Annotated in this window: 16 protein-coding genes and 1 pseudogene; 9 read left to right on the plus strand and 8 right to left on the minus strand. The window is 73.8% G+C overall.

What is annotated here, in order from left to right; translation table 11 throughout:
- Positions 1–83 precede the first annotated feature (83 nt).
- The 5 genes from ABTZ99_RS12935 to ABTZ99_RS12955 form a co-directional block, all read right to left on the minus strand.
- Complete coding sequence (locus ABTZ99_RS12935; RefSeq protein ID WP_499611071.1) at positions 84–722, minus strand: hypothetical protein; 639 nt, start codon at positions 720–722, stop codon at positions 84–86.
- Between the two features lie 105 nt (positions 723–827).
- Positions 828–1,478 (minus strand): LPXTG cell wall anchor domain-containing protein, encoded by a 651-nt coding sequence (locus ABTZ99_RS12940; protein ID WP_498777031.1) that lies wholly within the window; start codon positions 1,476–1,478, stop codon positions 828–830.
- A gap of 115 nt (positions 1,479–1,593) precedes the next feature.
- Positions 1,594–5,034 carry a TM0106 family RecB-like putative nuclease gene (locus ABTZ99_RS12945; RefSeq protein WP_499611074.1) on the minus strand — a complete coding sequence of 1,147 codons (3,441 nt, stop codon included), beginning with the start codon at positions 5,032–5,034 and terminating at the stop codon, positions 1,594–1,596.
- Between the two features lie 148 nt (positions 5,035–5,182).
- Positions 5,183–6,328: an aKG-HExxH-type peptide beta-hydroxylase gene (locus tag ABTZ99_RS12950; protein WP_498777035.1), complete on the minus strand. Its 1,146-nt coding sequence runs from the start codon at positions 6,326–6,328 to the stop codon at positions 5,183–5,185.
- Positions 6,325–7,455, minus strand: a complete 1,131-nt coding sequence (locus tag ABTZ99_RS12955) for an FxsB family cyclophane-forming radical SAM/SPASM peptide maturase (RefSeq protein WP_499611077.1) — start codon at positions 7,453–7,455, stop codon at positions 6,325–6,327. Before ABTZ99_RS12955 ends, ABTZ99_RS12950 begins: the two co-directional genes overlap by 4 nt.
- 213 nt (positions 7,456–7,668) lie before the next feature.
- Between ABTZ99_RS12955 and fxsA the strand changes: the two genes are divergently transcribed.
- From fxsA to ABTZ99_RS12980, 5 genes and pseudogenes are all read left to right on the plus strand, one after another.
- Positions 7,669–7,836, plus strand: coding sequence for an FxSxx-COOH cyclophane-containing RiPP peptide (gene fxsA, locus ABTZ99_RS12960; RefSeq protein WP_499611080.1), 168 nt, complete (start codon positions 7,669–7,671; stop codon positions 7,834–7,836).
- A gap of 98 nt (positions 7,837–7,934) precedes the next feature.
- Positions 7,935–8,069, plus strand: a pseudogene (locus ABTZ99_RS12965) (cellulose synthase operon protein YhjQ/BcsQ); the annotation flags it as partial.
- A gap of 213 nt (positions 8,070–8,282) precedes the next feature.
- Entirely contained in the window at positions 8,283–11,669 is a 3,387-nt protein-coding gene (fxsT, locus tag ABTZ99_RS12970; RefSeq protein ID WP_499611290.1) for an FxSxx-COOH system tetratricopeptide repeat protein, read from the plus strand.
- Positions 11,670–11,688: 19 nt separating this feature from the next.
- Positions 11,689–12,651 (plus strand): hypothetical protein, encoded by a 963-nt coding sequence (locus ABTZ99_RS12975; protein ID WP_498777041.1) that lies wholly within the window; start codon positions 11,689–11,691, stop codon positions 12,649–12,651.
- Positions 12,652–12,682: 31 nt separating this feature from the next.
- Positions 12,683–13,855 carry a hypothetical protein gene (locus tag ABTZ99_RS12980; RefSeq protein WP_498777043.1) on the plus strand — a complete coding sequence of 391 codons (1,173 nt, stop codon included), beginning with the start codon at positions 12,683–12,685 and terminating at the stop codon, positions 13,853–13,855.
- A gap of 85 nt (positions 13,856–13,940) precedes the next feature.
- Here the strand turns inward: ABTZ99_RS12980 and ABTZ99_RS12985 are convergent, their stop codons facing one another.
- From ABTZ99_RS12985 to ABTZ99_RS12995, 3 genes are all read right to left on the minus strand, one after another.
- Complete coding sequence (locus ABTZ99_RS12985) at positions 13,941–16,226, minus strand: hypothetical protein (protein ID WP_499611084.1); 2,286 nt, start codon at positions 16,224–16,226, stop codon at positions 13,941–13,943.
- The gene (locus tag ABTZ99_RS12990; protein ID WP_498777047.1) at positions 16,223–17,170 is read right to left on the minus strand and encodes a hypothetical protein; all 948 of its coding nucleotides are present in this window, start codon (positions 17,168–17,170) and stop codon (positions 16,223–16,225) included. The genes ABTZ99_RS12985 and ABTZ99_RS12990 overlap by 4 nt, the downstream gene beginning before the upstream one ends.
- A 243-nt stretch (positions 17,171–17,413) precedes the next feature.
- Positions 17,414–18,802, minus strand: coding sequence for an SDR family NAD(P)-dependent oxidoreductase (locus tag ABTZ99_RS12995; RefSeq protein WP_498777049.1), 1,389 nt, complete (start codon positions 18,800–18,802; stop codon positions 17,414–17,416).
- Positions 18,803–18,878: 76 nt separating this feature from the next.
- Here ABTZ99_RS12995 and ABTZ99_RS13000 point away from each other — a divergent pair, with 76 nt between their 5' ends.
- From ABTZ99_RS13000 to ABTZ99_RS13015, 4 genes are all read left to right on the plus strand, one after another.
- Positions 18,879–20,597, plus strand: a complete 1,719-nt coding sequence (locus ABTZ99_RS13000) for a hypothetical protein (protein ID WP_499611087.1) — start codon at positions 18,879–18,881, stop codon at positions 20,595–20,597.
- Entirely contained in the window at positions 20,594–21,034 is a 441-nt protein-coding gene (locus ABTZ99_RS13005; RefSeq protein WP_498777053.1) for a hypothetical protein, read from the plus strand. The genes ABTZ99_RS13000 and ABTZ99_RS13005 overlap by 4 nt, the downstream gene beginning before the upstream one ends.
- A 399-nt stretch (positions 21,035–21,433) precedes the next feature.
- The gene (locus tag ABTZ99_RS13010; RefSeq protein ID WP_498777206.1) at positions 21,434–21,793 is read left to right on the plus strand and encodes a cupin domain-containing protein; all 360 of its coding nucleotides are present in this window, start codon (positions 21,434–21,436) and stop codon (positions 21,791–21,793) included.
- 87 nt (positions 21,794–21,880) lie between these two features.
- The gene (locus ABTZ99_RS13015) at positions 21,881–22,591 is read left to right on the plus strand and encodes an AfsR/SARP family transcriptional regulator (protein ID WP_498777055.1); all 711 of its coding nucleotides are present in this window, start codon (positions 21,881–21,883) and stop codon (positions 22,589–22,591) included.
- Positions 22,592–22,709 lie beyond the last annotated feature (118 nt).

Consider the following 22,709-nt stretch of genomic DNA (forward strand, 5'->3'; position numbering starts at 1 on the left):
GGCGGGGACCAAACCCCCTTGGCCGCCCGTCCCGCCGCGCGGCCCCGGCCCCGCGCACGTGACGGGCCCCGAGGCGGTGGGCGCTAGTTGTTCGCCGCGCGCTTGCGCAGCACGATCAGCAGGGCCGCGCCGCCGCCGAGCAGCACGACGCCGATCACCAGCGGGATCGCGATGCTCGCGCCGGTGTTGGCCAGGCCGTCACCCGTGTCGGCCACCGGCACGACCTCGGGGGTCGTGGTCGTGGTGGTGGGCGCCGAGGACGGGGACTCCGTCGTGGTCGGCGGCACGGTGGTGGTGCTCGGCTCGGTCGTCGTCGTCGGCGGGAGCGTCGTGGTGGTCGGCGACGTGGTGGTGGTCGTCGGGACGACGCACGCCTCGACGGTCTTCTTCTCCGTGAAGGAGTACTGGTTGCCGTCGTGCGCGGTCACCTCGACCACGAACACGCGCTTGACGTCGCCGCTGACGGAGTAGGAGCCCTCGAAGCTGCGGCCGAAGTCCTTGTTCTCCAGCTCTTCGTCACCAACGGTGACCTTGATGCGGTTGGACTTCTGCGAGGTGCTCTCGGCGTACGCCGTGAGCTTCACGCTGAGGGTCGTCGTGCCGTCCTGGCACTTCGCCTCGAGCTTGGGGGTGTGCGCGGAGGCGGGAACGGCGGCGAAGACGGTCGCGGCGAGGGCGGCGACTGCGGCGCCGACGAGGGCGCCGACTCTGGCGAACTGCATGTGAGGGCTCCTGAGGGAAGGGCTGAGGAGAACCGCGCCACCCTATCGGGGGGTTTATAACAACACGATCCGGGGTTCGGTAACTACTTTCCGTGAATCCGTGACCTAGCGCCGGAGCCGTCGCCGGAGGACGAAGAGGACCGCGGTCCCGCCGCTGAGCAGCAGCACGCCGAGTACAAGGGGGACGGTGACGTCCGCGCCGGTGTCCGGCAGGCCGCGGTCGTCGGCGGCGGGCACCACCAGAGCTTTCCGTTGTGTGGTGGGCCAGTCGAACGTCAGCGGCGTGGTCGTGGTCGTCGTGGTGGTGGTCGCTTCGACGGGAGTCGTAGTCGTGACGGTCGTGGTGGTGTTGACGGGGACCGTGGTGGTGGTCGTGGTGGTCGTCGTCGGCGTCACGCACGGGGGCGCGGTCAATCGCCTCGTGAACGACCAGCCACGTTCCCCCCTCGGGTCATCCCACGCCCGCACGGTCACGGTGAAGACGTGCTCGACGGTTCCTGGCTCGCTGTAGGACCTCCGGAACGACTCGCGGAACCGGCCGTCCTCGAGGGACCGCCCGTTGTCCTCGACGGTGACCGCATTGGACCGGCGGCCGTCGTACCGGGTGAGACCGACGGTGAGCACGGCGTTGCCGTCGACGCACCCGGACTTGAGCGACGGGGTGTGCGCGGAGGCGGGTGCGGCGGCCAGCAGGCCGGCGGACGCGACGGCCGCCGCGACGCAGAGTGGTGCCCGGACGGCCCGTGCGAACTGCATGGTGGCTCCTGTGGACGGCGGTGGCGCGGCGGGGAACGCACACCCCTATACGGACGCCACGGCCCGAGCGTTCACCCCGGAGCCTGATGGATCCGGGTGACGCCGCCGCACGGCTTCAGCGGTGCCGCTCGACCTCCCACGGGGCGGCGTCGGCCATCAGGCCGATCATCCCCGAGACGAGGCGGAGCTGGTCGACGCCGCGGATGTCGGCCTCGACCAACCTCGGCGAGCACACCACGACCGCCACGGCCTGCGCCCGCGACAGCGCGACGTTCAACCGGTTGCGGGACAACAGGAAGTCCAGCCCGCGCGGCAGGTCGACGGCGGCCGACGAGGTCATCGTGGTGATCACCACGGGCGCTTCCTGGCCCTGGAACCGGTCCACGGTGCCGACCCGCACGTGCTCGTAGCCGTGCTTCTCCAGCTCGCGCCGCACCAGTCGCACCTGGAGGTTGTACGGCGCCACCACCAGGACGTCGGAGTCGTCCAGCGCCCGCGCGTCCGGCCCGTCCGTCCACATGCGACCCATCAGCGACCGCACCACGCCGACCACCGCGTCCGCCTCCTCGGTGGACGACGTGGTGTTGTGGGAGTGGGGCACCGAGTGCACGTACACGCCCGACGGCACGCCGTCGATCCCGCGCGCGGCGGCACTGGGGTGCGCGTGCAGCAGCCCGGCGTAGGACAGGTTCGACACCGGCGCGCACACGGCCGGGTGCATGCGCCGCGTCTGGTCCAGGAAGTAGCCGAGCTCCGGCGGGATCACGTCGGCGTCGCCGATCAGGTGCCCCAGCGCCGACGCCTCCGCGCCCGCCGGGTGCGTGCCCTGCACGACCTGCGGCAGCTGCTGCGGATCGCCCAGCAGCACGAGGTTGCGCGCGCACGTCGACACGGCCAGCGCGTCGGCCAGCGCGAACTGCCCGGCCTCGTCCACGATCAGCACGTCGAACGGCTGCTCGCGCAGCGCCGCGTTGGCGAACGTCCACGCCGTGCCGCCGACCAGGTGCCCGCCGCCCTGGTCGGCGCGCCACCGCACCAACGCCGGGTTGTCGCGCGGCTGCTCCCACGAGCAGTCCTTCGCGGGCGCGCCCTTCGCGCGCTTGGCCGTGGGGATCGGCACGCCCAGCTCCCGGCCCGCCGCCAAGGCCGCGCTCAGCACGTTCTCCACGGCTTTGTGGCTGGTGGACGTCACGCCGACGCTGCGACCGCCGCGGATCAGGTGCGCGATCAGCCGTCCCGCCAGGTACGTCTTGCCCGCGCCGGGCGGGCCCTGCACGGCGAGCGTGGAGCCGTCCAACGCGTCGACGGCCGCGATCACGTCGGCGATCAGGTCGTCGCTGCGGGGCAGCGCGCCGGTCTTCAGGCGCGGCGGCGTGCGGCGGACCAGGTCGACGCCGGGGTGCGGCGGGAGCGCCGGCAGCCCGTCCACCACCGTGCGCGCCAGCTCGTAGACCGCCTCGTCCTTCGGCTTCGGCTGCACCGGGCTGCCGGGCAGGACCGCGAGGGGCTGCTCACCGTGCACGTCGTCGGGCGCGACGCTCTCCAGCACCACCATGTCCTCGGCGGACTCGGCGAGCACCACGGCGTCACGGGTCACGTTCGCGGGCTTGCCGGGGTAGAGCAGGCGGACCTGGTCGCCCTTCGCGAAGGGGTGCGGCCGGTCCGGGTCGCACCACACCCGCACCTCGCGCTTGGCCTTGCGGACCCGGCCGGACGGCATCGCCCAGTCCTGCGCCCGCACCGACACCGGCACCGCGCACGCGCTGTCGGACTCCAGCTCGGACAGCGGCGCAGCCATCTGGCGGAAGAAGTCCCACCAGGCCGGGTTCGTCTCGCGCCGGTGGTAGCCGACGGCGGCGGCGAGCAGCGCGCGCGCCCGTTCGTCGTCGGTCGCCTCGGCCGGGTTGTCCGGCAGGCCCTCCAGCAGCGGGTCGACGACGGCGGCGAGGCGTTCGGCGCGCTCGGCCCGGCGCTGGGCGGCGAGCTCGTCCTCGATCTCCTCGGTGAACGACGGCTCGGCCTCGTGCGGCTCGATGCCCGCCTCCGCGCGCACCTCCAGCAGGAACCGGTAGAGCCGCAGCGTGGAGACGCAGTCGTAGGTGTTGTAGTCGGCGATGCCGGTGAGCACGTCCTCGGCGCGGGCCGGGTCGACGTGGCGCAGGGCCAGGAACTCCTCGTAGGCCTCGATGCTGGAGACGGCCGTGGTGACGTCGCCCGCGCGTGCACCCGGCATGTAGAGCGGCTCGAGGTACTTGATCGAGTACGACCGCTGGGACACGCGCAGGGCCTTGCGCACGACGGCGTAGAGGTCGACCAGCGCGCCGGAGCGCAGCAGGTGGTCGACGGCCTCCTCACGCGTGCCGTGCAGGGCGGCGAGCTTCTTGAGCGCGTTCACCTCGTACGGCGCGTAGTGGTAGACGTGCGCGTCCGGGTGATCTTGCAGCGTCCGGGTGGCGTGGTCGACGAACCGCTCGAACGCGACCTTCTCCTGCGGGCGGGTGTGCGCCCAGAACGGCGTGAAGCGCTCGTCCGCGTCGACCACGCCGAACAGGTACTCCAGGCCCTCGCCGTCGAGGGCGAACGGGTCGCCCTCCATGTCGAAGAACAGGTCGCCGCGGCTGGGCACGGGCAGCGTGGCCAGGGCTTCCGGCCCGACGACCTCGTAGGCGACCTTGCCGATCGGGTCGTCGTCGGTGCGGGAGTCGTCCTGGATGACCTGGAGCGCGGCCTGGGCGCGCAGGCCGGTGAACGTGGCGGCGGACATCGTCGCGGGGCGGTCGGCGCGGGTGGCGTTGGCGAGGGCGTCGATCGTGCCGAGGCCGGCGGCGACGAGCTTGCGGCGCTGGTCGGTGCGGATGCCGGCGACCAGGGAGAGGTCGCGGTCGCGTTCCCGGCCGGTGGCGCAGTGCCTGCCGAAGCGGCAGGTGGCGCACGCCGGGCGTTCGTCGTCCCAGAGGCGTTCGGGCAGGGCAGGTGGTGCGGCGAGGCGTGCTTTCAGGCGGGTCTGGAGGTCGCGGACCAGCGGGAGGAAGTCGGCGACCTGGAACGTCTTGGTGGTGCCGTCGCCGAGCAGGAGGTGCATGGCGGGGCCGGCGTGGTCGCGCAGGGCGTTGGCGTAGGCGGTGAGCTGGACGACGGCGGCCGGGGTGGCGTGCCGGGCGAGCTTGGCGTCGTGCGGCTCGTAGCCCCGGTCGGTGGCGACGAGGAAGTCGGCGCGGCCGTGGAAGCCGTCGGCGTAGAAGACGGCCTGGTAGATCACCGGCGCGCGGTCCGCCATCGCCCGTGCGGTCGCCTCGGCCGCTTCGGTGAGGGCGGCGTGCGTCGGCGCGGGTTGGCCGATCTCGACCACGTCGTGCTCGGCGCGGAACCTCGCGAGCACGGCCTGCTCGTGCGCGTGGCCGTGCCGGGTGGCGAGGGTGTCGGGCTGGGCGTCCGGGACGGGCGCGCCGGGCAGGCCGGTGGCCAGGGCGAGCGAGAGCCGGGCGCGGTGGTCGCACTCCAACAGGTCCACCAGGTCCGCCGGGGAGTGCACCAGGTGGCCGTCGGCGGTGAGCATGGCGGGCAGTATCGCGGCCGGACCGGCGAACCCGGCGGACCGCGCACGGCGAGTCGCCGGACTGCGGCCTCCGCCACCTGGCCCACGTCCTGCGTCCTGAGCGTTCAGGTGCCGGGTGTCGAAGGCCGGTGGGTCCTGCGTTCGGGGGTCAGGTCCGGGGGAGGGGGCCGTTGGTGGCTCGCCAGCGGGCTTGGTGGGCGGCGGCTTCGGCGGCGGCCACGGCCTCGGCGGCCGGGGGGAGGGGTTCGGCGCACCAGGCGCGCAGGACGGTGGCCAGCTCGGTGACGAACCGGGTGCCGGTCGGGGTCAGCTCGTCGCCGGCCAGCAGGGTCTCGGCGGTGATCAGGGCCGCGGAACGCCAGCGCGCGTACTCGACCCGCGCGGCCATGCCGGGGCGGGAGCGCCAGAAGCCCGCCACGCCCAGGTGCGCGTACGTGCCGTGCAGCAGACCGGCCGCCGGCCGCGGGTCTTCCCGCCACGGCGCGTAGAACCGGGCCTCGCTGCCGGGCTTGACCAACGCGAACAGGTCCATCAACGCCACCAGCTTGCTGTGCTGCGCCTCGTGCGCGAGCGTCACGGCCAACGTCTCCGCGTCCGGCGTCGGCGACAGGAACACGCACCCGAACGCGTCGGCCAACGTCGCGCTGCTCGTGCCCGTCGGCGACGACGGCATCGGCGTCAGCACCGACACCACCTCGGCGAACTCCGCGGCGAGCGCCGGGTGGTCCCGGGTCAGCAGGTCCCACGCCGAGCCGAGCGCGTCCCGCCACCGCGGCAGGTCGACCGACGCGGCCACCGGCAGCTCGTCGGGCACGCCGCCACCGGCCCACAGGTCCACCTGGAGGGTGTGCGCGCCCAAGCGGATCTCCGGCAACGGCTCGTAGGCCAACCCCGGCCCCACCACCACGCCCAACGACGGCAGCGAGAACACCTCCACCGGCGGGAACTCCAGGTCCACCGCCACCCCCGCGCGCACCGCCGCCGCGGCCGCCGTGAACGCCAGCTCCGCCGGCCGGGCCTCGTCGCCCCGACGCACCGCCAACGCGGTCCGCGTCGCCCAGGCGCCGACCGACGGGTGGTCGAGCACCCGGTCCACCGCCTCCGGAGCCACCCGCGCCACCTCGCGCAGCAACGAGAACGCCTCCCGCGCCGCCGGGTCCGCCGCGATCGACCTGATCAGCAGCAACGTCCGGCTGCGCCGCGCCAGCCGCAACGTGCGCACCGCCGCACCACCACCGCCCCGCGCGAGGGCGGCGAAGTCCGAAGCGGAAACCCGGAAGGGCCCGACCGTCACGCCAGCGCCGCCAGGTCCGCCGCCACGCGCGACCGCACGTGCCCGATCAGCCGCACGAGGTCCGGGCAGTACACCGACGGCCGGTCGAACCCGGCGCCCTCCAGGAACCGGTGCGCCCGCAACCCGCCGCCGCACGCCGACACCACCGGGCACCGCCGGCACTGCTCCGACAACCCGGCCAACCCGGCACGACCGGCGCGCACGTCCGGCAGGTCCAGCGCCGCGTCGAACGGGTCGCGCGCCACGTGCAGCCCGGTCGCCGAGGCCGCCGGCGAGGACGACGCCAGGATGTCGGAGGCCTCGATCGTGCCGTCGGTCTCCACCACCACCTGGGCCGACGGGCTCAACCCGATCCCCTCCACCCCGGACCGCCCGCCGAGCAACACCGCCAGCAGTTCCTCGAACAGCCGCACGCGCGTGCGCGGCCTGCCGTACCAGACGTCGAACACGGCGATCAGCCACTCCGCGTACGGCGTGGAGTCGTCGTCCGCGACCCGTCCCGGCGGCGGCGCGGACCAGTTGCCGTGCGGCAGCAGGAAATCCACCGCGGGCGGCGAGAATTCCAGCAACGACTCGTAGACGCGCACCGGGTCTTCACCGACGTCCACCACGCACAGCAGACCGCCGTACACCTCCGGGAACGAGCGCAAAGCCGTCAACGCCGCCCGCACCGCCGCCCAACTGCCGCCGCCGTCCGGCCGAACGCGGTGCCGGTCGTGCGCTTCCGGCGTGCCGTCCACGCTCACCCCGACCCGAACACCGCGCGCGGAGAACAGCTCCAGGAATTCCCGGTCCAGCAATGTCGCGTTCGTCTGCACGGTGAACCGCACCGGCGCGGGCACGACCGAGCGGAACCGGGTGACGATCGACTCGATCGCGGCACGTCCGGCGAGCAGCGGCTCACCGCCGTGCAACACCACTTCGACTTCGGACAACCGGTGTCCGCGCACGTGTTCGGCCACCCGTTCGGCGGTGTGCGCGACGATCTCCGGCGACATCGCCCGCGGCCGGGAACGCCACCGCTGGTCGGCCAGTTCGTAGACGTAGCAGTAGTCGCACGCCAGGTTGCACCGGCCGTGCACCTTGAGCACGAACTGGCGGAACGGCAACCCATTCCCCGAGTTCACCGCCACCACCCCCGACATTCCCCGCGCCACAAGCAAACCGGAGACCCCACCAGCAATCAAACACAGCGCGCCGCCCGCTACCTCCGCCAATCGGAGGATTCCCGACGGTGACCGTTGTCGTTCACTACGATGGGAAGTGCGCCGTCGGCGTTCGCCGGCAATCAGGCGGCTGCGGTGAAACCCGCAGCATTGCGGTGAGGGGGTAGGTCGGACATGACTTCCGAACCCGTCCTGGAGTCCGAACTCCTGGACGTCACGGGCGTGGACCTGGCCCGGTTGGCGGATCTGCCGGACACCGCGCTGCGCGCCGCGCTGCACCGGATCCTCGCGGCGAACGCCGAGCTGCCCGACCGGTTCGCGGCCTTCGAGAGCTCCTTGTGACCGTGCCTGCTGCCGTTCGGGTGAAACGCGGCTGAGTCGCGGGCGCGCGGCCCGCGCAACCGGTATTCCCAAGTCCCCCCGCCGCTCTGGAGCAGCAGATGAGCACCCCGCGCACCACACCGGGCCCCACCGGGGTCACCGCCTTCCTGTCGGCGACCGGAGGGACCGGCCGCACGAGCGCGGTGGCGAACCTGGCGTGGGCGCTGGCCGCGGCCGGGCAACGGGTCCTGGTCGTGGACTGGGGTTCCGAGGTGCCGCGGGTGCGCGAGTACCTGGAGCCGTTCCTGGTGGCCCGCCTGGGGTTGCCGGACGCGTTGGGCCGCGGCCTGCTGGCCGCGTACCGGGCGGACCCGCTGCGCGAGGACGACCCGGCGCCCGTCGTGGAGCGGTTCGCGCCGCCGGCGGGAGACGTCACGGTCCCCGGCCACATCGACGTGGTGTCGCCGATGCCGGTCGACGCGGCGGGCCGGCCGCAACCCGAGACCAGGCACGGTGACGCGGGCGCGATCGCCGAGCTGCGCGCGCGACTGGCGGAGTCCGACTACGACCAGGTGCTGATCGACGCGCCGACCGGGGCGGGCGACGAGTCGCTGACGCTGATCGCGACGCTGTGCGAGCTGGCGGTGGTGTGCTTCCGCCCGCGTCCCCGGGCCATCGCCGACGCGGCGGACCTGGCCGCGCGGCTGCGCAAGCGCGCGCCGATCCGGATCGACGTGGTGCCGGTGGCGACGTTGTTCGACGACGCCGACGAGTTGTCGCGGGCGCAGCGCATCCGGTCCGCGATCCGCGCCGCGTTCGCCGAACTGCTGGCCGGGCAGGCGAAACGGGTGCCCGACGGCGGCACGATCGAGATCCCCTACCGCCCGTTCGACGCGTTCGACCCGCTGCTGGCGATCCTGGTGGAGGAGCCCACCAGCGGCGGCGCGCTGGAGGCCCAGTACGGCAGGCTGGCCGCGGCGGTCACCGGCGGCGCGGTCACCGAGGTGGTCCCGGTGTCGCCGGTGCTGCGCGCCCGCTACCGGCGGGTGTTCGGGCTGACGTCGACCACCGCGCCGGACCGCGTGGTCCTGGTGTACGCGCCGCGCGACCGGCCCTGGGCGGACTGGGTGCGCGGCCAGCTGGAACGCGCGGGCGCGCAGGTGGCCCGGCTGTCCGAGGCGCGCGGGTGGTTCGAGGCCGACGTGCCGCCGGGCGTGCTGATCCTGTCGTCGCCGCACCTGGGCCCGGTGGAGCTGCCCGCGCTGCCGCTGACCGTGCTGCGGCTGCGGTTGTCCGACGAAGGCCCCGCGGACGGCGGGCTGGCCGTGCACGACCACACCCCGGAGACGTTGAGCGCCCGGCTGCTGGGCCACTTCGGCCTGATCGACCGGCCGGGCACGGTGCACGAGCCGGGCATGCGGGTGCCGGGCAGCGACCCGGCCGTGTTCGAGCTGCCGCCGCGCCACCCCGGCTTCGTCGGCCGGGACGAGGACCTGGAGGCGTTGCGGGACCAGTTCGCGGCGGCCGGCGACGGTCGCGCCGTGGTGACGGTGAACGGCGTGCCCGGCGTCGGCAAGAGCGAGCTGGCGCTGGAGTACGCCTACCGGTTCTCGTCGGACTACGCGGCGGTGTGGTGGCTGTCCGCGCACGACCGGCAGTCGGTGCTCGGCGGCCTGGCCGAGCTGGCGGTCCGGCTGCGCCAGCCGGGCTCGACCGACTACGGCACGCTGTCCGCGCTGGAGCGGCTGTCGGACGACCCGGCGTACGCGCGGTTCCTGCTGGTCTACGACAACGCCGACGACCCGGACGTGCTCGCCGACCTGTTACCCGGCGGCGCCACCGGGCACGTGCTGATCACGTCCGGACCGGGCGCCGGCCAGGCCGTCGAGCTGGTGCCGATGCGCGCCGAGGACAGCGTGCGCCTGCTGCTGGACCGGGTCCCGGGGCTGACCGCGGAGGACGCCGGCCGGGTCGCGGAGGCCGTCGACCACCTGCCGCTGGCGCTGGACCTGGCGTCGTCCTGGCTCGGCGAGACGGCGCGGACCGAGGTCGGCGCGGGCTCCCGGGACTCCGACGCCGCCACCTGGGCCACGCGCACCCTGTTCGAACGCCTCGGCCGGTCCGAAGTGGACGGTGTGGCGCGGGTCGTCGACGTCGCGGTGGACGCGTTGCGGGGCAACGGCACCGGCCGGTTGGCGGTACTGGTCGCGGAGCTGTCGGCGTTCCTCTCGCCGGAGGGCGCGAACCTGGGCCTGGTGCGCTCGCCCGCGTTCCTCGGCCGGGTGATCGCGGCGGGCGGCGTGGACGCCGAGCCGCTGGAGCTGGACGCCGCCGAGATCGACCGGGTGCTCTGGTACGGCGCGCGGTACGGGCTGTTCCGCGTCGACTGGGGCGACCAGTACTCGCTGCGCCTGCACCGCGTGGTGCAGCGCGCGCTGCGCGACCGGATGACCAGGGCCGAGCGCGAGGAACGGCGGGCCGACGTGCTGCGGGCGCTGGCCGCGGTGGCGCCGACCGAGGTGGAGGACAACTCGCCGACCCGGCACGCCCGGTTCGCCGAGCTGCAGAAGCACGTCATCCCGTCCGGCGCGCTGGGCAGCGACGACCCGAAGGTGCGCCGCTGGCTGGTCAACCAGGTGCGGTTCCTGTTCACCGACGGCGGCGCGGGCGTACGCCGGGCCGCGCTGGGACCGGGCCGCGCCCTGCTGGACGCGTGGACCCTGCGGTTCGGCCCGGCCGACCCGCTGCGCAACCGGCTGGCCACCGAGCTGGCCAACGTGCACCGCGTGCTCGGCGAGCCGACCGAGGCGCTGCGGCTGGACGACCTGGCCCTGGCCCAGCAGCGGCGCGCGCTCGACCTCACCCACCCGCGCCCGCTGATCACGGCCCGCGGCCGCGGCGGCGACCTGCGCGGGCTCGGCCTGTTCGCCGAGGCGCTGGCGGAGGACCAGGCCACCTGGGAGAGCCTGCGCTCGGTACTCGGCGAGGACCACCCGGACACCCGCCGCGCGGCGAACAACCTGGCGTCCTCGATGTTCCTCTCCGGTGACGCGGCGGGCGCGCTGGCGCTGGAGGAGGACAACTACCGCAGGCGGCGGCGGCTGTTCGGCACGGGCGACTCGCGGACCTGGGCGACCCTCGCCCAGATCGGCCTGTACCAACGGGAACTGGGGCGTTACCCGGAGGCGCTGGACTCGCTGCTGTACGCGTCGCAGCAGTTGCAGGCGCTGCGGCACGAGCTGAACCAGGTGCAGATCGGCGTGCAGTGGAACCGCGCCATCGCGTTGCGCCTGGTCGGGCGGGCCAAGGAGGCCAAGGAACGCACCGGCAAGGCGTTGCGGGACTACCGCGAGGTCCTCGGCCCGCACCACCCCTACACGCTGGGCTGCGCGTTGAGCTTCGCCGCCGACCACCGCCGCGTCGGCGTCGACCCCGAGCTGGCCGTCGAACTCGCCCGCACCGCGCTGAACGGCTTCCAGCAGCACGTCGGGCTGCGCGACGATCACCCGTTCGTGGCGCTGTGCAAGCTCGGCCTCGGGCTGGCGCTGCGCGCGGCGGGCGACCCGGCCGGCGCGGTGAGCCAGGTGGAGGCCGCGACGCGGACGTTGCGCGCGCGGCTCGGCGACACGCACCCGTGGACGTTGGCGTCGGCGATCGACGAGGCACGGGTGCACGCCGCGGCCGGGAACGCGGACCGGGCCGCCGAACTGATCGCCGAGGCGCACACCGACTGCCTGGAGTTCCTGGGGCACGATCACCCGCACACCGCCGCGGCGGCGCACGACCTGCGACTCGCGGCACACCCGACCGACCAGGACTGGCGGGAGTGCGATGTCGACATCCCGCACACCTGAGCGCGCAGGAGGGAGCGGCGTGGAGCTGCACGAGGAGCAGGCCGAGCACGTCGGACCGGAGTTCGACCTGGCCAGGCAGGCGTGCCGGGCGGCGATCGCGGAGACACCCGCGCTGCACTACCTCGCGCACTACAGCAGCGGCGTGTTCGACTTCGGCGTCGACGCCCTCGGCGACCCGCCGCCCGCACCGGACGCGCTGCCCGGCGGCACCCGCCGCGAGGAGCTCAAGCGGCTGGGCAGGCACCTCACGTTCCAGGTCGCCACGCTGGACCGGGCGTTGCAGGAGGTGCGCACGGGCCGGCTGATCCGCACCGTGCTGCACACCGAGGAGGGCGCGCTGTTCTGCGACTCCGTGGTGCCGACCGAGCACGTCGTCGGCCTGGTGCTGGACCACGCGGGCGCCGGGCCGCTGTTCGGCCACCCCGCCGTCGACGAGGCGGACCGGGCGGTGGCCGGGCTCGCCACCCGGCTGCGCGCCCAGCTCAGCCTCGGCTCGCTCAACCCCGGTGGCTGGGAGAGCTCGGCGGACGTCGCGCCGTTGCCGGTGCGCGAAGCCGTGAGCCCGCACGTGACGGCGGGGGAGGGGCCGCTGACCGCGTGCCTGGCGGCGGTGCGGCCGGAGGACCTGCACCTGGTCGCGCACGTCGTCGGCGGCGAGGTGCGGGCGATGGTCGACTGCCTGGGCGACCCTTCGCTGGCGCCGTTCTTCAAGCAGGTCACGGTGGAGGCGCGGCGCCGGTTCTACCACGGGTTCGTGCAGGAGCTCGGCGCGTTGACGACCAAGCTGAACCGGGCGGTGAGCCCCGTCGTCGGCGGGCTCATGGCGCGGCTCGTGCTCGACGTCGAGATGGGCGCGATCTACCACTACCGGTTGCGCGCCGGGGAATACCTGGTCGGCGTGACGATCGACCAGTCACGGGTGCGGGCGGCGGATGATCGAATGTCCGCTTTGGCCGCCGAACTCACTCCAATCGGTCCTTGAACGCTCATCCACCCGTGCCTACCGTGGAATGGTGACGCCCGTGATCCGCTCGGCCGTGCTCCTCTCGGCCCTCGGCGCGGGCTGGCTCTGCGCCTGGCAGTTCGGACTCCGCGAAGTCGACCGCTCGCCGGTGTACGGGTATTTCATCACCGCGTTGCTCGGATTCGGTTTGTACGCGAGCACCAGCGGGATCGTGATCGCGGAATTCCGCAGGCAACTGCGCACCGTGGTGATCGCCGTCACGCTCGGTGTGCTGGCGAAAGTCGCGCTGATCTTCGGCGTGATGTTCTTCGCGTTCCGCGACCCGGCGTACCTGATCCTCGCGGTGGCGGTGGCGCAGATCGACCCGCTGTCGGTGGCCGCGATGCACGCGAAGTCGCGGATGTCGGACTCGGCGAAGGCGCTGCTGTCGGCGTGGGCGTCGTTCGACGACCCGATCACCGTGCTGCTCACGGTGTACATCACCGCGTTCGCGCTGAACGGCGGCGCGGTCGGCGGCGTGGGGACGTTCGCGGTCAACCTGGTGCTGAACCTGGCGCTGGCCGGGGTGGCGTTCGTGCTGTGGGCGCTGGTGCGCGGGCGGGTGCGGCGGGCCGAGGCCGGCGGGCGTGCGGTCCGGTACGCGGTGCGCGCGGTGATGGTGGTGGCGGTGCTGGCCGTCGGGTTCGTCGCGGTGCAGTACTCGCTGCTGCTGGCGTTGGCGCTGCTGGGCTTGTTCTTCCGGCCGAACCTGGGTCGGTGGGTGGACGGGTTGGCGCAGGCGGGCATGGTGCTGGCCCTCGCCGCGGTCGGGTTGGTGCTGGCCGCCGAGTTCAGCTGGGTGCTGGCCGGTGTCGGCGCGGTGCTCGGCGTGGCGGCGTTCGGCGCGCAGGCCGTGGTGGCGTTCGCGCTGACGGTGCCGAAGCGGTGGCGCGGCGACCGGGTGCGGCTGGCGCTGGGCCAGCAGAACGGCCTGACCGCGATCATCCTGGCGCTGCTGCTGGAACCGACGTTCCCGGGCGCCATCGCCGTGGTCGCGCCCGCCGTCGTCGTGGTGAACCTGCTGCACGCCGTCGCGAACGGCGCCTACGACCGCGTGACGGCCCGTCCGACCCCGGCACCGGCGGCGCCCGCCCGACCGCCGAAGCGCGTGCCGCGCGTGCCGCTCAAGCCCGCACCCGCACCGCAGGCGACCCCGGCCTACCGGGTGAAGCCGACCCCCTGAGCGTTCACCCCACCCGTTCCGGCGCCCCGAGTCGAACGCTCGGATCACGCCGGGGACGAGCGGAACACCGCGTGGAACGCTCGGGTCACGCCGGGGACGAGCGGAACACCGCGCGGCGCACGCGGGGGCTCAGGTTGCGCAACGCCTCGTGCACGCGGGCCCGGCGCGAGCCCTGGCCCACCTCGGCCACCAGGCCGCCCGCCCGCGCCGACCACGGCGGCAGCTTGAACAGCGGGTCCAGCAGGAACAGCGGCAGGAACTCCACGATCCCGTCGTAGATGCCGCACAGCTCCTCCAGCCGGTCCTGCGCGTCGGTGTCCTCGGCCGACTGGTACCACTGCGACACCGCGGCCCGGAACGCCTCCACGGCCTTGCGCATGAACTCCGCCTGCGCCGCCGCCTGGGTGAACTCCGGCGTCCGCAGCCGCCGGTGCACGGCCTCCTGGGTGGCCGTCGGCGCGTGGTCGAACGCCTCCTCGAACATCACGTCGACCTGCGTCAGGTCCTCCAACGCGTCCACCGCGTCCCGGAACAGCCGCTCCACCTCGCCGGGCAGCCTGCTCGTCGCCGCCTCCGCCGCACGGCCCGGCGTGCCGCCCGCCAGCGCGCCGAGCTGCCGCTGGATCGCGCCGAGCTGCCGGTCCGACGACGCCCGCACCCCGTCCATGTGCTCGGCCAGGTGCTCGATGAACCCGTAGATGCTCGACTGCTGCTTGGCCAGCTGGTCCATCCGCCACCGCAGCGCCGACAACGGGTCCGCGTCGCCGGCCGGCCGCCGTCCCGTCGCGCTGACCAGCGCCTTGAAGTCGTCGGCGAACGTCCGGTCGACGTACACCAGCGGCTCGCGGCCGAGCAGCTCCCGCAGCTGGATCGCCACGCCGTCCGCCACCACGCCGTTGACCAGCAGGATCAGCTCGGCGTCCGGCTCGGCCTCGCGCACCGCCGAGATCCGCCGCCGCACCACGCCGAGGTCCGCGTTCTCCAGCAGCGAGCGGGTGATCAGCACGGCGCAGCCGGTCGTGTGCTCGGGGAAGGTGACCCAGAAGTCCGCCAGCGAGTCCTCGGCCGTGCCGAGCAGGTGCCGGTGCAGGTAGTCCAGGCCGTTCGCGTCGAGCAGCCGGCGCACCACGCCGTCGATGTCGTCCGAGCTCAACGACCCGAACAGGTCGCGGGCCGCCTGCCGCACCATGTCCTCGGTGACGGCGAACTCGTGGCCGGGCGTGCGCGACAGGTCGTCGGCCATCCGGAACACCCGGTGGCACAACCGGATCACGTTGCGCGCGTTGCCCCGGGCGAGGTCGCGCAGGTACCGCGTGGTGTCCACGGTGAACGGCGCCAGCTGCCGCGTGCCGAACACCTGCTCCTGCGCCAGCTCGACGAACTCGCGCACCTCGCCCTGGCTGAGCCCCGACATCACCACCGTGTACGGGATCCGCTGCCGCACCGCCGGCGGCAGCACGGACTTGAAGTCCGGCAGCCCGCACAGCACCAGGCACGCGCCCGCCTTGGCGAAGACCTGCAACAACGTCTGGAACGCGGCCATGGTCCTGGCCTGCGGCCGGCTGTCGGCGGAGAAGATCTTGTCCAGCTCGTCGACCGCCAGCACGAACCGCCGCTGCCTGCCGCCGAACAGCAGGGCGAACACGCCCATCGCCTCCAGCGCGGCCACCTCGCTGTCGATCGGCGTGTCGATGCCGCGTTCCACGAGCACCTGGTCCGGCGCGCCGCCGAGCAGCCACGACCACACCGAGTGCTCGAACCCCGGCCGCAGCAGCAGGGTGAGCGCGGTGCCGAAGTCCTTGTTGTTCGTCACCTCGCGCAGCGTGTCCTGGACCTTGCGCAGCAGCGCGCTCTCCATCAGGCCCAGCCGTTCCACGACCTCCTGCGGCTCCAGCTGCCTGCTGCCGAGCCACTCCAGCATGTCGCTGGTCAGGCCGCTGCTCTGCAACGAGTCCGCGACGATGTCCGCGTAGTACTCGCTGACCTGCGCCCGCACGCCCTCGCGACCGAGCTTCTGCATGAACCGCCGGTACAGCTCGATGAAGCTCTCCGCGGTCGCGTCGAGGTACAGCGCGTGCGTCGGGTCGGCCAGCACCTGCCGGGCGTGCCGGACCAGCCGCACCGCGAGGTGCGTCTTGCCCGTGCCGTAGTCGCCCAGCACGGCCACCACGGTGCCGGTGCGGTCACGGCCGCCGCGCGCGGGCGGCGCGTCCAGGTAGGAGGTGAGGTGCGCGAGCGCCTGCCGCGTCGCGTCGGTGGTGATCGCCACGTCGACCGCGTCGGGGTCGGCGTCGAAGTCCGTGATCCGGGCGACCGCCATCGGCGAGAAGGGGTTCTTCCGCGAGGGCGGGAGATCGCTGCGGTCGCTCATGGCCCATTCACCGGTCCATTCCGGGACTTCGTGTTCAAGAACGCCCTGATGTCCTCGACGGTCACCAGATCGGCCTCGGTGTAGCCTAGTCCCGCTTCACGTTTGTGTTCGTACGTGCCATGTAAGAATCTCTGCAGCATGGCGACCGATTGGCAGTGCTTCGCCACCAATTCGATCGCGTCATCACTCATCCGTGGATAAGTTCCCGCTTCCGCGTGACGAGACAGCCGGTCTTCGGCGAATCGCTGCGCGTCACCGGTGTCGAGCGGACCGACGTGCAGGGTGATCGGCGGGACCCAGGTTTCCAGTTGCCGCACGACATCGGCCACCTCGTCCGTGCTCAGGTACGCGGATTCGGTCAGGAACAGCACTTTCGCGCTGTTGAGCGTCCGCGCGTAGCGGATCACCTCGTCCACCAGCTCGTTCGGGCTCGGCAGCAGCACGATCAGCGCGACGTCCTCGCGCAGCGCCTGCCCGAGGCGGGGGAACACGCGGCGCGGCACGTCCCGGACGGCGTCGAGCCGGTCCTCGCTCTCCTGGCGCAGCGCGCCGTCGTCCACGAGCAGGTCGAACATCCGGTCGCACACCTCGGCGGTGCGCTGGTCGATGGACAGCTCCTGGTCGGTCGGCAGGCAGCCGGTCAGGTCGAGCACGAGGCCGCGCATGTCCCGCCGCGCGAGCTCGCCGACGACCCAGTCCGCGCACCGGTTGACCAACGCGGTCTTGCCGCACCCGGACTCGCCGGTGACCAGCGCGAGGCGGCCGTACTCCAGCAGCACGCCGAGGTCGCCCATCTCCTGCCGGAACTGGTCGAACGCCTCTTCGGTGCCGTCGACGGGCACGTAGTAGTCGCGGTGCGCCGGCCGGTGCCACGGGCGCAGCGGGCGCATCGGCGTGCTCTCCCAGCCCGGCAGCGGGAACGGGTTGACGCGGGGCTCGGTCACCACGGCGCCACCGGCCCGGTCACGCGCGGCAGTGCGGCGGCTCGACCGGCCCGCCCGCCGTCCATGCCCACCCCCGTCGCCTCGCGGCGGCCTAGCGAAAGCTTCAGCCTACCGACGGAGAGTCGCACACGGACGCGGTTCCGTTAACCGCCGCACCCCGTTCGGCCCATTCACGTTGGTGCCGGCGGGGAATGCGCGGGGCGGTCGCGGTCGACGCTGAGGTGAACGGTTGCGGCGAACGGCTCACCAGGGCGCGGGCGCGTAGTCCTTCAGGAAGCAGCCGTACAGGTCCTCGCCGAGCTCGCCGCGCACGATCGGGTCGTACACCCTGGCCGCGCCGTCGACCAGGTCCAGCGGCGCGTGGAAACCCTCGGCGGCCAGCCGCATCTTGGTCGGGTGCGGCCGTTCGTCGGTGATCCAGCCGGTGTCGACGGCGGTCATGAGGATGCCGTCCTCGGTCAGCATCTCCTCCGCGCTGGTGCGGGTCAGCATGTTCAGCGCGGCCTTGGCCATGTTCGTGTGCGGGTGGCCCGGTCCCTTGTAGGCGCGGCTGAACTGGCCTTCCATCGCCGAGACGTTGACCACGTACTTGCGGCGCGCGGGCGAGGCGGCCATCGCCGGGCGCAGCCGGGAGATCAGGATGAACGGCGCGGTGCTGTTGCACAGCTGCACTTCCAGCAGCTCCACCGGGTCGACCTCGTCCACCCGCTGCACCCAGCTGTTGACCGGCGCCTCGTCGGGCACCAGGCCGCCCGCGTCGATCTCCTTGGACCCGGCGGTCAGCGCCAGCGCGGTGACCGCGGGGATGGTGTCGGCCAGCGTGCCCGCCAGCGCCACCGGGTGCGCGGACGTGGTGTGCCCGAACGTCACCAGCTCGGGCAAGGGTCCCGAGGGCAGCGCGGCGGACTCGGCCGCCACCAGGGGCGCGTAGGCGTTCGACGAGCGGCGCACGGTCTGCGCGGCGTTGTTGATCAGGATGTCGAGCGGCCCGGCGGCGGCCACCGAGTCGGCCAGCTGCACGACCTGGGCCGGGTCGCGCAGGTCGATGCCGACCACGCGCAGCCGGTGCAGCCAGTCGGCGCTGTCGGGCATGGACGCGAAGCGGCGCACCGCGTCGCGCGGGAACCGGGTGGTGATGGTGGTGTGCGCGCCGTCGCGCAGCAGCCGCAGCGCGATGTACATGCCGATCTTGGCCCGGCCGCCGGTGAGCAGGGCCCGCTTGCCGGTCAGGTCCGCGCCCTGGTCGCGCTTGGCCCGGTTCAGCGCCGCGCAGTCCGGGCACAGCTGGTGGTAGAAGGCGTCCACCTCGGTGTACCGCTTCTTGCACGTGTAGCAGGACCGGGCGCGCAGCAGCGTGCCCGCCTTCGCGCCGGGTTCCGGCTCGCGCAGCAGCAGGCCGCGGGTCTCGTCGTCGATGCGGGACGGCGAGCCGGTCGCGGTCGCCTCGATGACGGCGCGGTCGGCGGCCGTGACCGAGGCCCGGCGGTCGGCCTTGCGGCGCTTGCGCAGGCTCTTCCAGATGCCGGCGGTGGCCCGGCGGACGGCTACCGCGTCCGGGTGCTCGGTGTCCAGTTCGTCCACTTGGGCGAGCACCCGTAGGGCGATTTCCAGTTCGGCGGGGTCAATCGACACGTCCAGCACTCTACCTGCGGTGAAATCCGACCTCGGACGGGTGAAATTCACGTGAGCCACCGCTAGGGTGCCCGGCATGCCTACAGCGGGTACCGGCCCACGGGTGCGGCGACTGGCCCATCCCGACGCCGACATCCGGGCGCGTGCCCTCGGCCTGCCGCGCGGGCGCCCGGTCCTGGCGGTGTTCGGCTCGGCCGACGCCCTGAGCACCGAACTCGCCGCCGCCGTGCTCCCGGTGCTGCGCTCGGTGCTCGCGGCGGCGGCCGGAGCGGACGCGGTCGTGGTCACGGCGGGCGCCGACGTCGGCGTGACGCACCTGGTCGGCCTGGCCGCCGAGTCGTTGGACGGCCGGTGGCCGCGGCTGGTCGGCGTCGCGCCGTCCGGGCGGGTGGCCGCGGAGGACGCGGAGCCCGCGGACGGTGAGGTACGGCTCAACGTGAACCACGACACGGCGGTGCTCGTGCCGGGGTCGAAGTGGGGCGAGGAACTGCCCGCGCTGTTCCGCGCGGTGGACGCCGTCACCGGGTCGAAGCGCCCGGCGCTCGCGCTGCTGATCGGCGGCGGCGAGGGCGCGCGGGCCGCGCTGGTCGACCACCTGGGCCGCGACCGGCCGCTGCTGGTGCTCGCGGGCACGGGAGGGTTGGCCGACGAGATCGCGGGCGGTGCGCCCCAGCCCGGGGTGGTCGTAGGGGGTGTACCCCAGCCGGGCGTGATCGCGGGCGGCGCGCCTCAGCCTGGCGTGATCGCCGGCGGTGAGCGCCAGACCGGCACGCCCGGCACGCCCGGCGCGGTCGCGGGCGGTGGGTCCCCGCCGGCCGATGCCGAAGTCGCGCGCGTCACGGGCGCCGCTGCCAAGGTCGCCGCCGCCGGAGCCGCGGGCGTGCAGGCCGCCGCCGCCGAGATCGCGGGTGTGAAGGGCACTGCCGCCGAGATCCCGGGCGTGAAGGGCACTGCCGCCGGGACCGCGGGTGTGAAGGGCACTGCCGCCGAGGTCGCCGCCGTCGAGACCGAGACCGGGACCGGGAGCGGGAGCGGGAGCGCGAAGGACGCCGCCGGTCCCTTCCCCGCGACCACCTTCCCCGCTGCTTCTGTTCCCGCGGCCCCCGCCGCCACCGCGCCGACCCCGTCCGCGGCCGGGAGCGCGCAGGCCGACCCCGCCGAGCGCGACGACGACCTCGCGGTGCTGGTGCGCAGCGGCCAGGTCGCGCTCGTGCACCTGGACGAAGGCGCGGACAAGGTGGTGGCCGTGGTGCGGCGGGTGCTGGGCAACCGGCCCGGCGCGAAGCTGCACGCCGACGTGCCGCCGCCCGCCGTGTGGCCGCGGGTGCCGTTCCGGGCGCCCGAGCCGCACCCCGTGATCGACCCCGGCTACGTGCTCGACTACCCGCTGCTCGCCGACGCGATCCACGAGGCGAACCAGGTGGTGGCCCCCGTGCTGCACGAGTGCGAGGTCGCCGCCCTCCGGTCGCGCGAACGCGCCCGCCTGCTCGTGGTGCTCGCCATCGCCGCCGGCTTCGGCACCACGGTGTCCGCCGCGCTGCAGGTCTGGCTGCGGGACGAGCCGTGGCCCGGTGTGCTGCTGGCCGTGTCCGGCGCGGCGGCGGCGGTGCTCGCGGTCGTGGCGCGGTCCGGCGACGACCCCGACGCCAAGGTCCGGGCCGAGCAGCTGCGCGCCTTGTACTTCGACCACCTGGCCGCACCACCGGCCGTCGACGACGCCGAGCGCGACGAGCGCGCCCGCGAGTTGGCGACGGCCGTGGCGCGGCTCCGGCACGAAGCGGTGAGCCGCACATGACCCGTCCCGGATCGTCCGCCCGGCCGACGGTGGTCCACGACCACCGCGAGCAGTTCCTCCGCGCCTACCTGCGCCACCGGGTCGGCGAACGGCTCGCCGGGTTCGAGCAGGCCCAGGCCCGCTACACCGCCGCACGCCGGTGGACCACGAGCCTGTCGGTGCTGCTGTTCACCGCGGCGGCGGCGTTGGGCGCGGTGGCCGTCGCCGATGACGGGCGGCGCGCGCTGTGGGCGTTCCTGGCGACGGCCGCGGCGGCGCTGGCCACGGCGGTCACCGTCTACGAGGCGGCGTTCTCGTTCCGCGCGCTGTCCCGCCGGTCCGCGAGCGGCGTGGCGTTGCTGCACCTGCTGCAAGCGCACGGCGCGCCCGAGGGCGAGGACGGCGTCAACGCGTTCCGCACGGAGGTGGAGAGCGTGCTGCGGCACGCGGACCGCTGATCGGTCGGCACTCCGGGCTTTCGCGTTCCCGAAGGGCGAGCGGGCCGCGCCGGTGGCGACCCGGCCGACCGGGTCCGGCCTGCCCGCACCCTCCGACCTGCGGCACGACCGGGTCGGACGCGCGCCGGCGGAGGTGGACGGCGAACCGGTGACCGAACTCGTCGGGCACTCGTGGCGAATGTGCGCGCCCCAGCGTGTGGCCGTCGCGCACGGTGGTCGATAGGTTCTGGCGGTAGGCCGTTCGGTGGCAATGGGTTTCCGCCCCGACGTGCCGTGGCGACAACCTCCGGCGGCCACGCCGAGAGTTCGCCGTCGACAACGTCGGATTCCGGTCGGCGCCTGGGAGAGCACCGTGGGACACGTGGAGCCTGCCGCCGTGGTGGGGCGGTAGCCGTGGAGATGCGCCGACTCGACCCGCGGGAACTGGTCCGGGACAGCGGGCTGGTGGCCCGCAGGCTCATGCCGTGGCCGCTGGTGAACGCGCCGTTCGACGGCTCGTGGTGCGTGGTGCAGCCGGGCGCGGCGTCGAGCACCCACTCCCACCGCGAGCACGAGGTCTGGGTGGCCGTGTCCGGTGAGGCCGAGATCGTCGTCGACGAGGGCAGGCTGCCGTTCGCGGCGGGCGACATCGTGCACTTCCGCCCGTACGAGGAGCACCAGCTGGTCAACGACGGCGAGGCGGACTTCCAGTTCTTCGCCGCCTGGTGGGACGTGGAGATGGCCGAGCGCTTCAGCGCGCGCGACGAGGACGCCCGCTGAGTCGTCCGTCCGGCGGAACCATCGCGCGAAACTGCTCGTCACAGTCGCAGATCTATTCGTTAAAGTTCAACGCGACTGGGGGTCGGAGTGGAACTGCGGATCCTGGGCCCGGTCGAGGTCCGGCGCGACGGCGCGGAGCCGAGGGCGTTGCGGCGCAAGCCGGGCCAGGTCCTGGCGGTGCTCGCGGCGCACTGCGGCAAGCGGGTGCCGGTGGACCGGCTGCTCGACCTGGTGTGGGGCGAGGACCTGCCGCCACGCGCCCGCAAGTCGCTCCAGGTGCACATCTCGGTCCTGCGCGGCGAGGGCGTGCCGGTGACGCACCAGGACGGCGGGTACGTGCTGCGGGCCGAACCGGACCAGGTGGACGCCCTGCGGTTCCGCCGCCTGACCGCGCGAGCCGCCGTCACCGCCGACCTGAGACACCGGCGCGACCTCTACACCACGGCGCTGGCCCTGTGGCGCGGCACGCCCCTGGCCGGCGCGGAGTCCGAACCGCTGCGCGCCTGGCTCTGCGCGCCGCTGGAGGCGCACCACCTGGCCACCCTCGAAGCGGCCATCGGGACCGACCTGGCGCTGGGCAGGCACGCCCAGGCGGTGGAGGCGCTGACGCAGCTGGTCGCCGAGCACCCGTTCTCGGAGACCCTGCGCCAGCAGCTCATGACGGCGCTGCTGTCCTGCGGCCGGCGCACCGAGGCGCTGCGCGTCTTCCAGGACGTCCGCCGCACGCTGGCCGACGAGCTCGGCGTGCCGCCGGGACCGCGGCTGCGCGAGCTGTACCGCGAAGCGCTGCGCGTTTAGGCGCCGCTTTACCGCAGACCGTTAACTTCACCCCGCCGGGACGACCGGTGAGACTCCGGGCCGTGGGCCAGTGCTGGGCGGCACCCAGGCCCACGGCCCGGGACCCCGACGCCGGGAG

The organism is Actinosynnema sp. NPDC002837 (genome assembly GCF_040295345.1).
Lineage (GTDB): Bacteria > Actinomycetota > Actinomycetes > Mycobacteriales > Pseudonocardiaceae > Actinosynnema.

What these genes read in the sequence shown, in the direction of transcription:
- ABTZ99_RS13000 (WP_499611087.1), top strand. Translation starts at nt 18,879, where the DNA reads ATGCCTACAGCGGGTACCGGCCCACGGGTGCGGCGACTGGCCCATCCC.
- ABTZ99_RS13005 (WP_498777053.1), top strand. Translation starts at nt 20,594, where the DNA reads ATGACCCGTCCCGGATCGTCCGCCCGGCCGACGGTGGTCCACGACCAC.
- ABTZ99_RS12985 (WP_499611084.1), bottom strand. Translation starts at nt 16,226, where the DNA reads ATGAGCGACCGCAGCGATCTCCCGCCCTCGCGGAAGAACCCCTTCTCG.
- ABTZ99_RS13010 (WP_498777206.1), top strand. Translation starts at nt 21,434, where the DNA reads ATGCGCCGACTCGACCCGCGGGAACTGGTCCGGGACAGCGGGCTGGTG.
- ABTZ99_RS12945 (WP_499611074.1), bottom strand. Translation starts at nt 5,034, where the DNA reads ATGCTCACCGCCGACGGCCACCTGGTGCACTCCCCGGCGGACCTGGTG.
- ABTZ99_RS12940 (WP_498777031.1), bottom strand. Translation starts at nt 1,478, where the DNA reads ATGCAGTTCGCACGGGCCGTCCGGGCACCACTCTGCGTCGCGGCGGCC.
- ABTZ99_RS12935 (WP_499611071.1), bottom strand. Translation starts at nt 722, where the DNA reads ATGCAGTTCGCCAGAGTCGGCGCCCTCGTCGGCGCCGCAGTCGCCGCC.
- fxsT (WP_499611290.1), top strand. Translation starts at nt 8,283, where the DNA reads ATGCCGGTCGACGCGGCGGGCCGGCCGCAACCCGAGACCAGGCACGGT.
- fxsA (WP_499611080.1), top strand. Translation starts at nt 7,669, where the DNA reads ATGACTTCCGAACCCGTCCTGGAGTCCGAACTCCTGGACGTCACGGGC.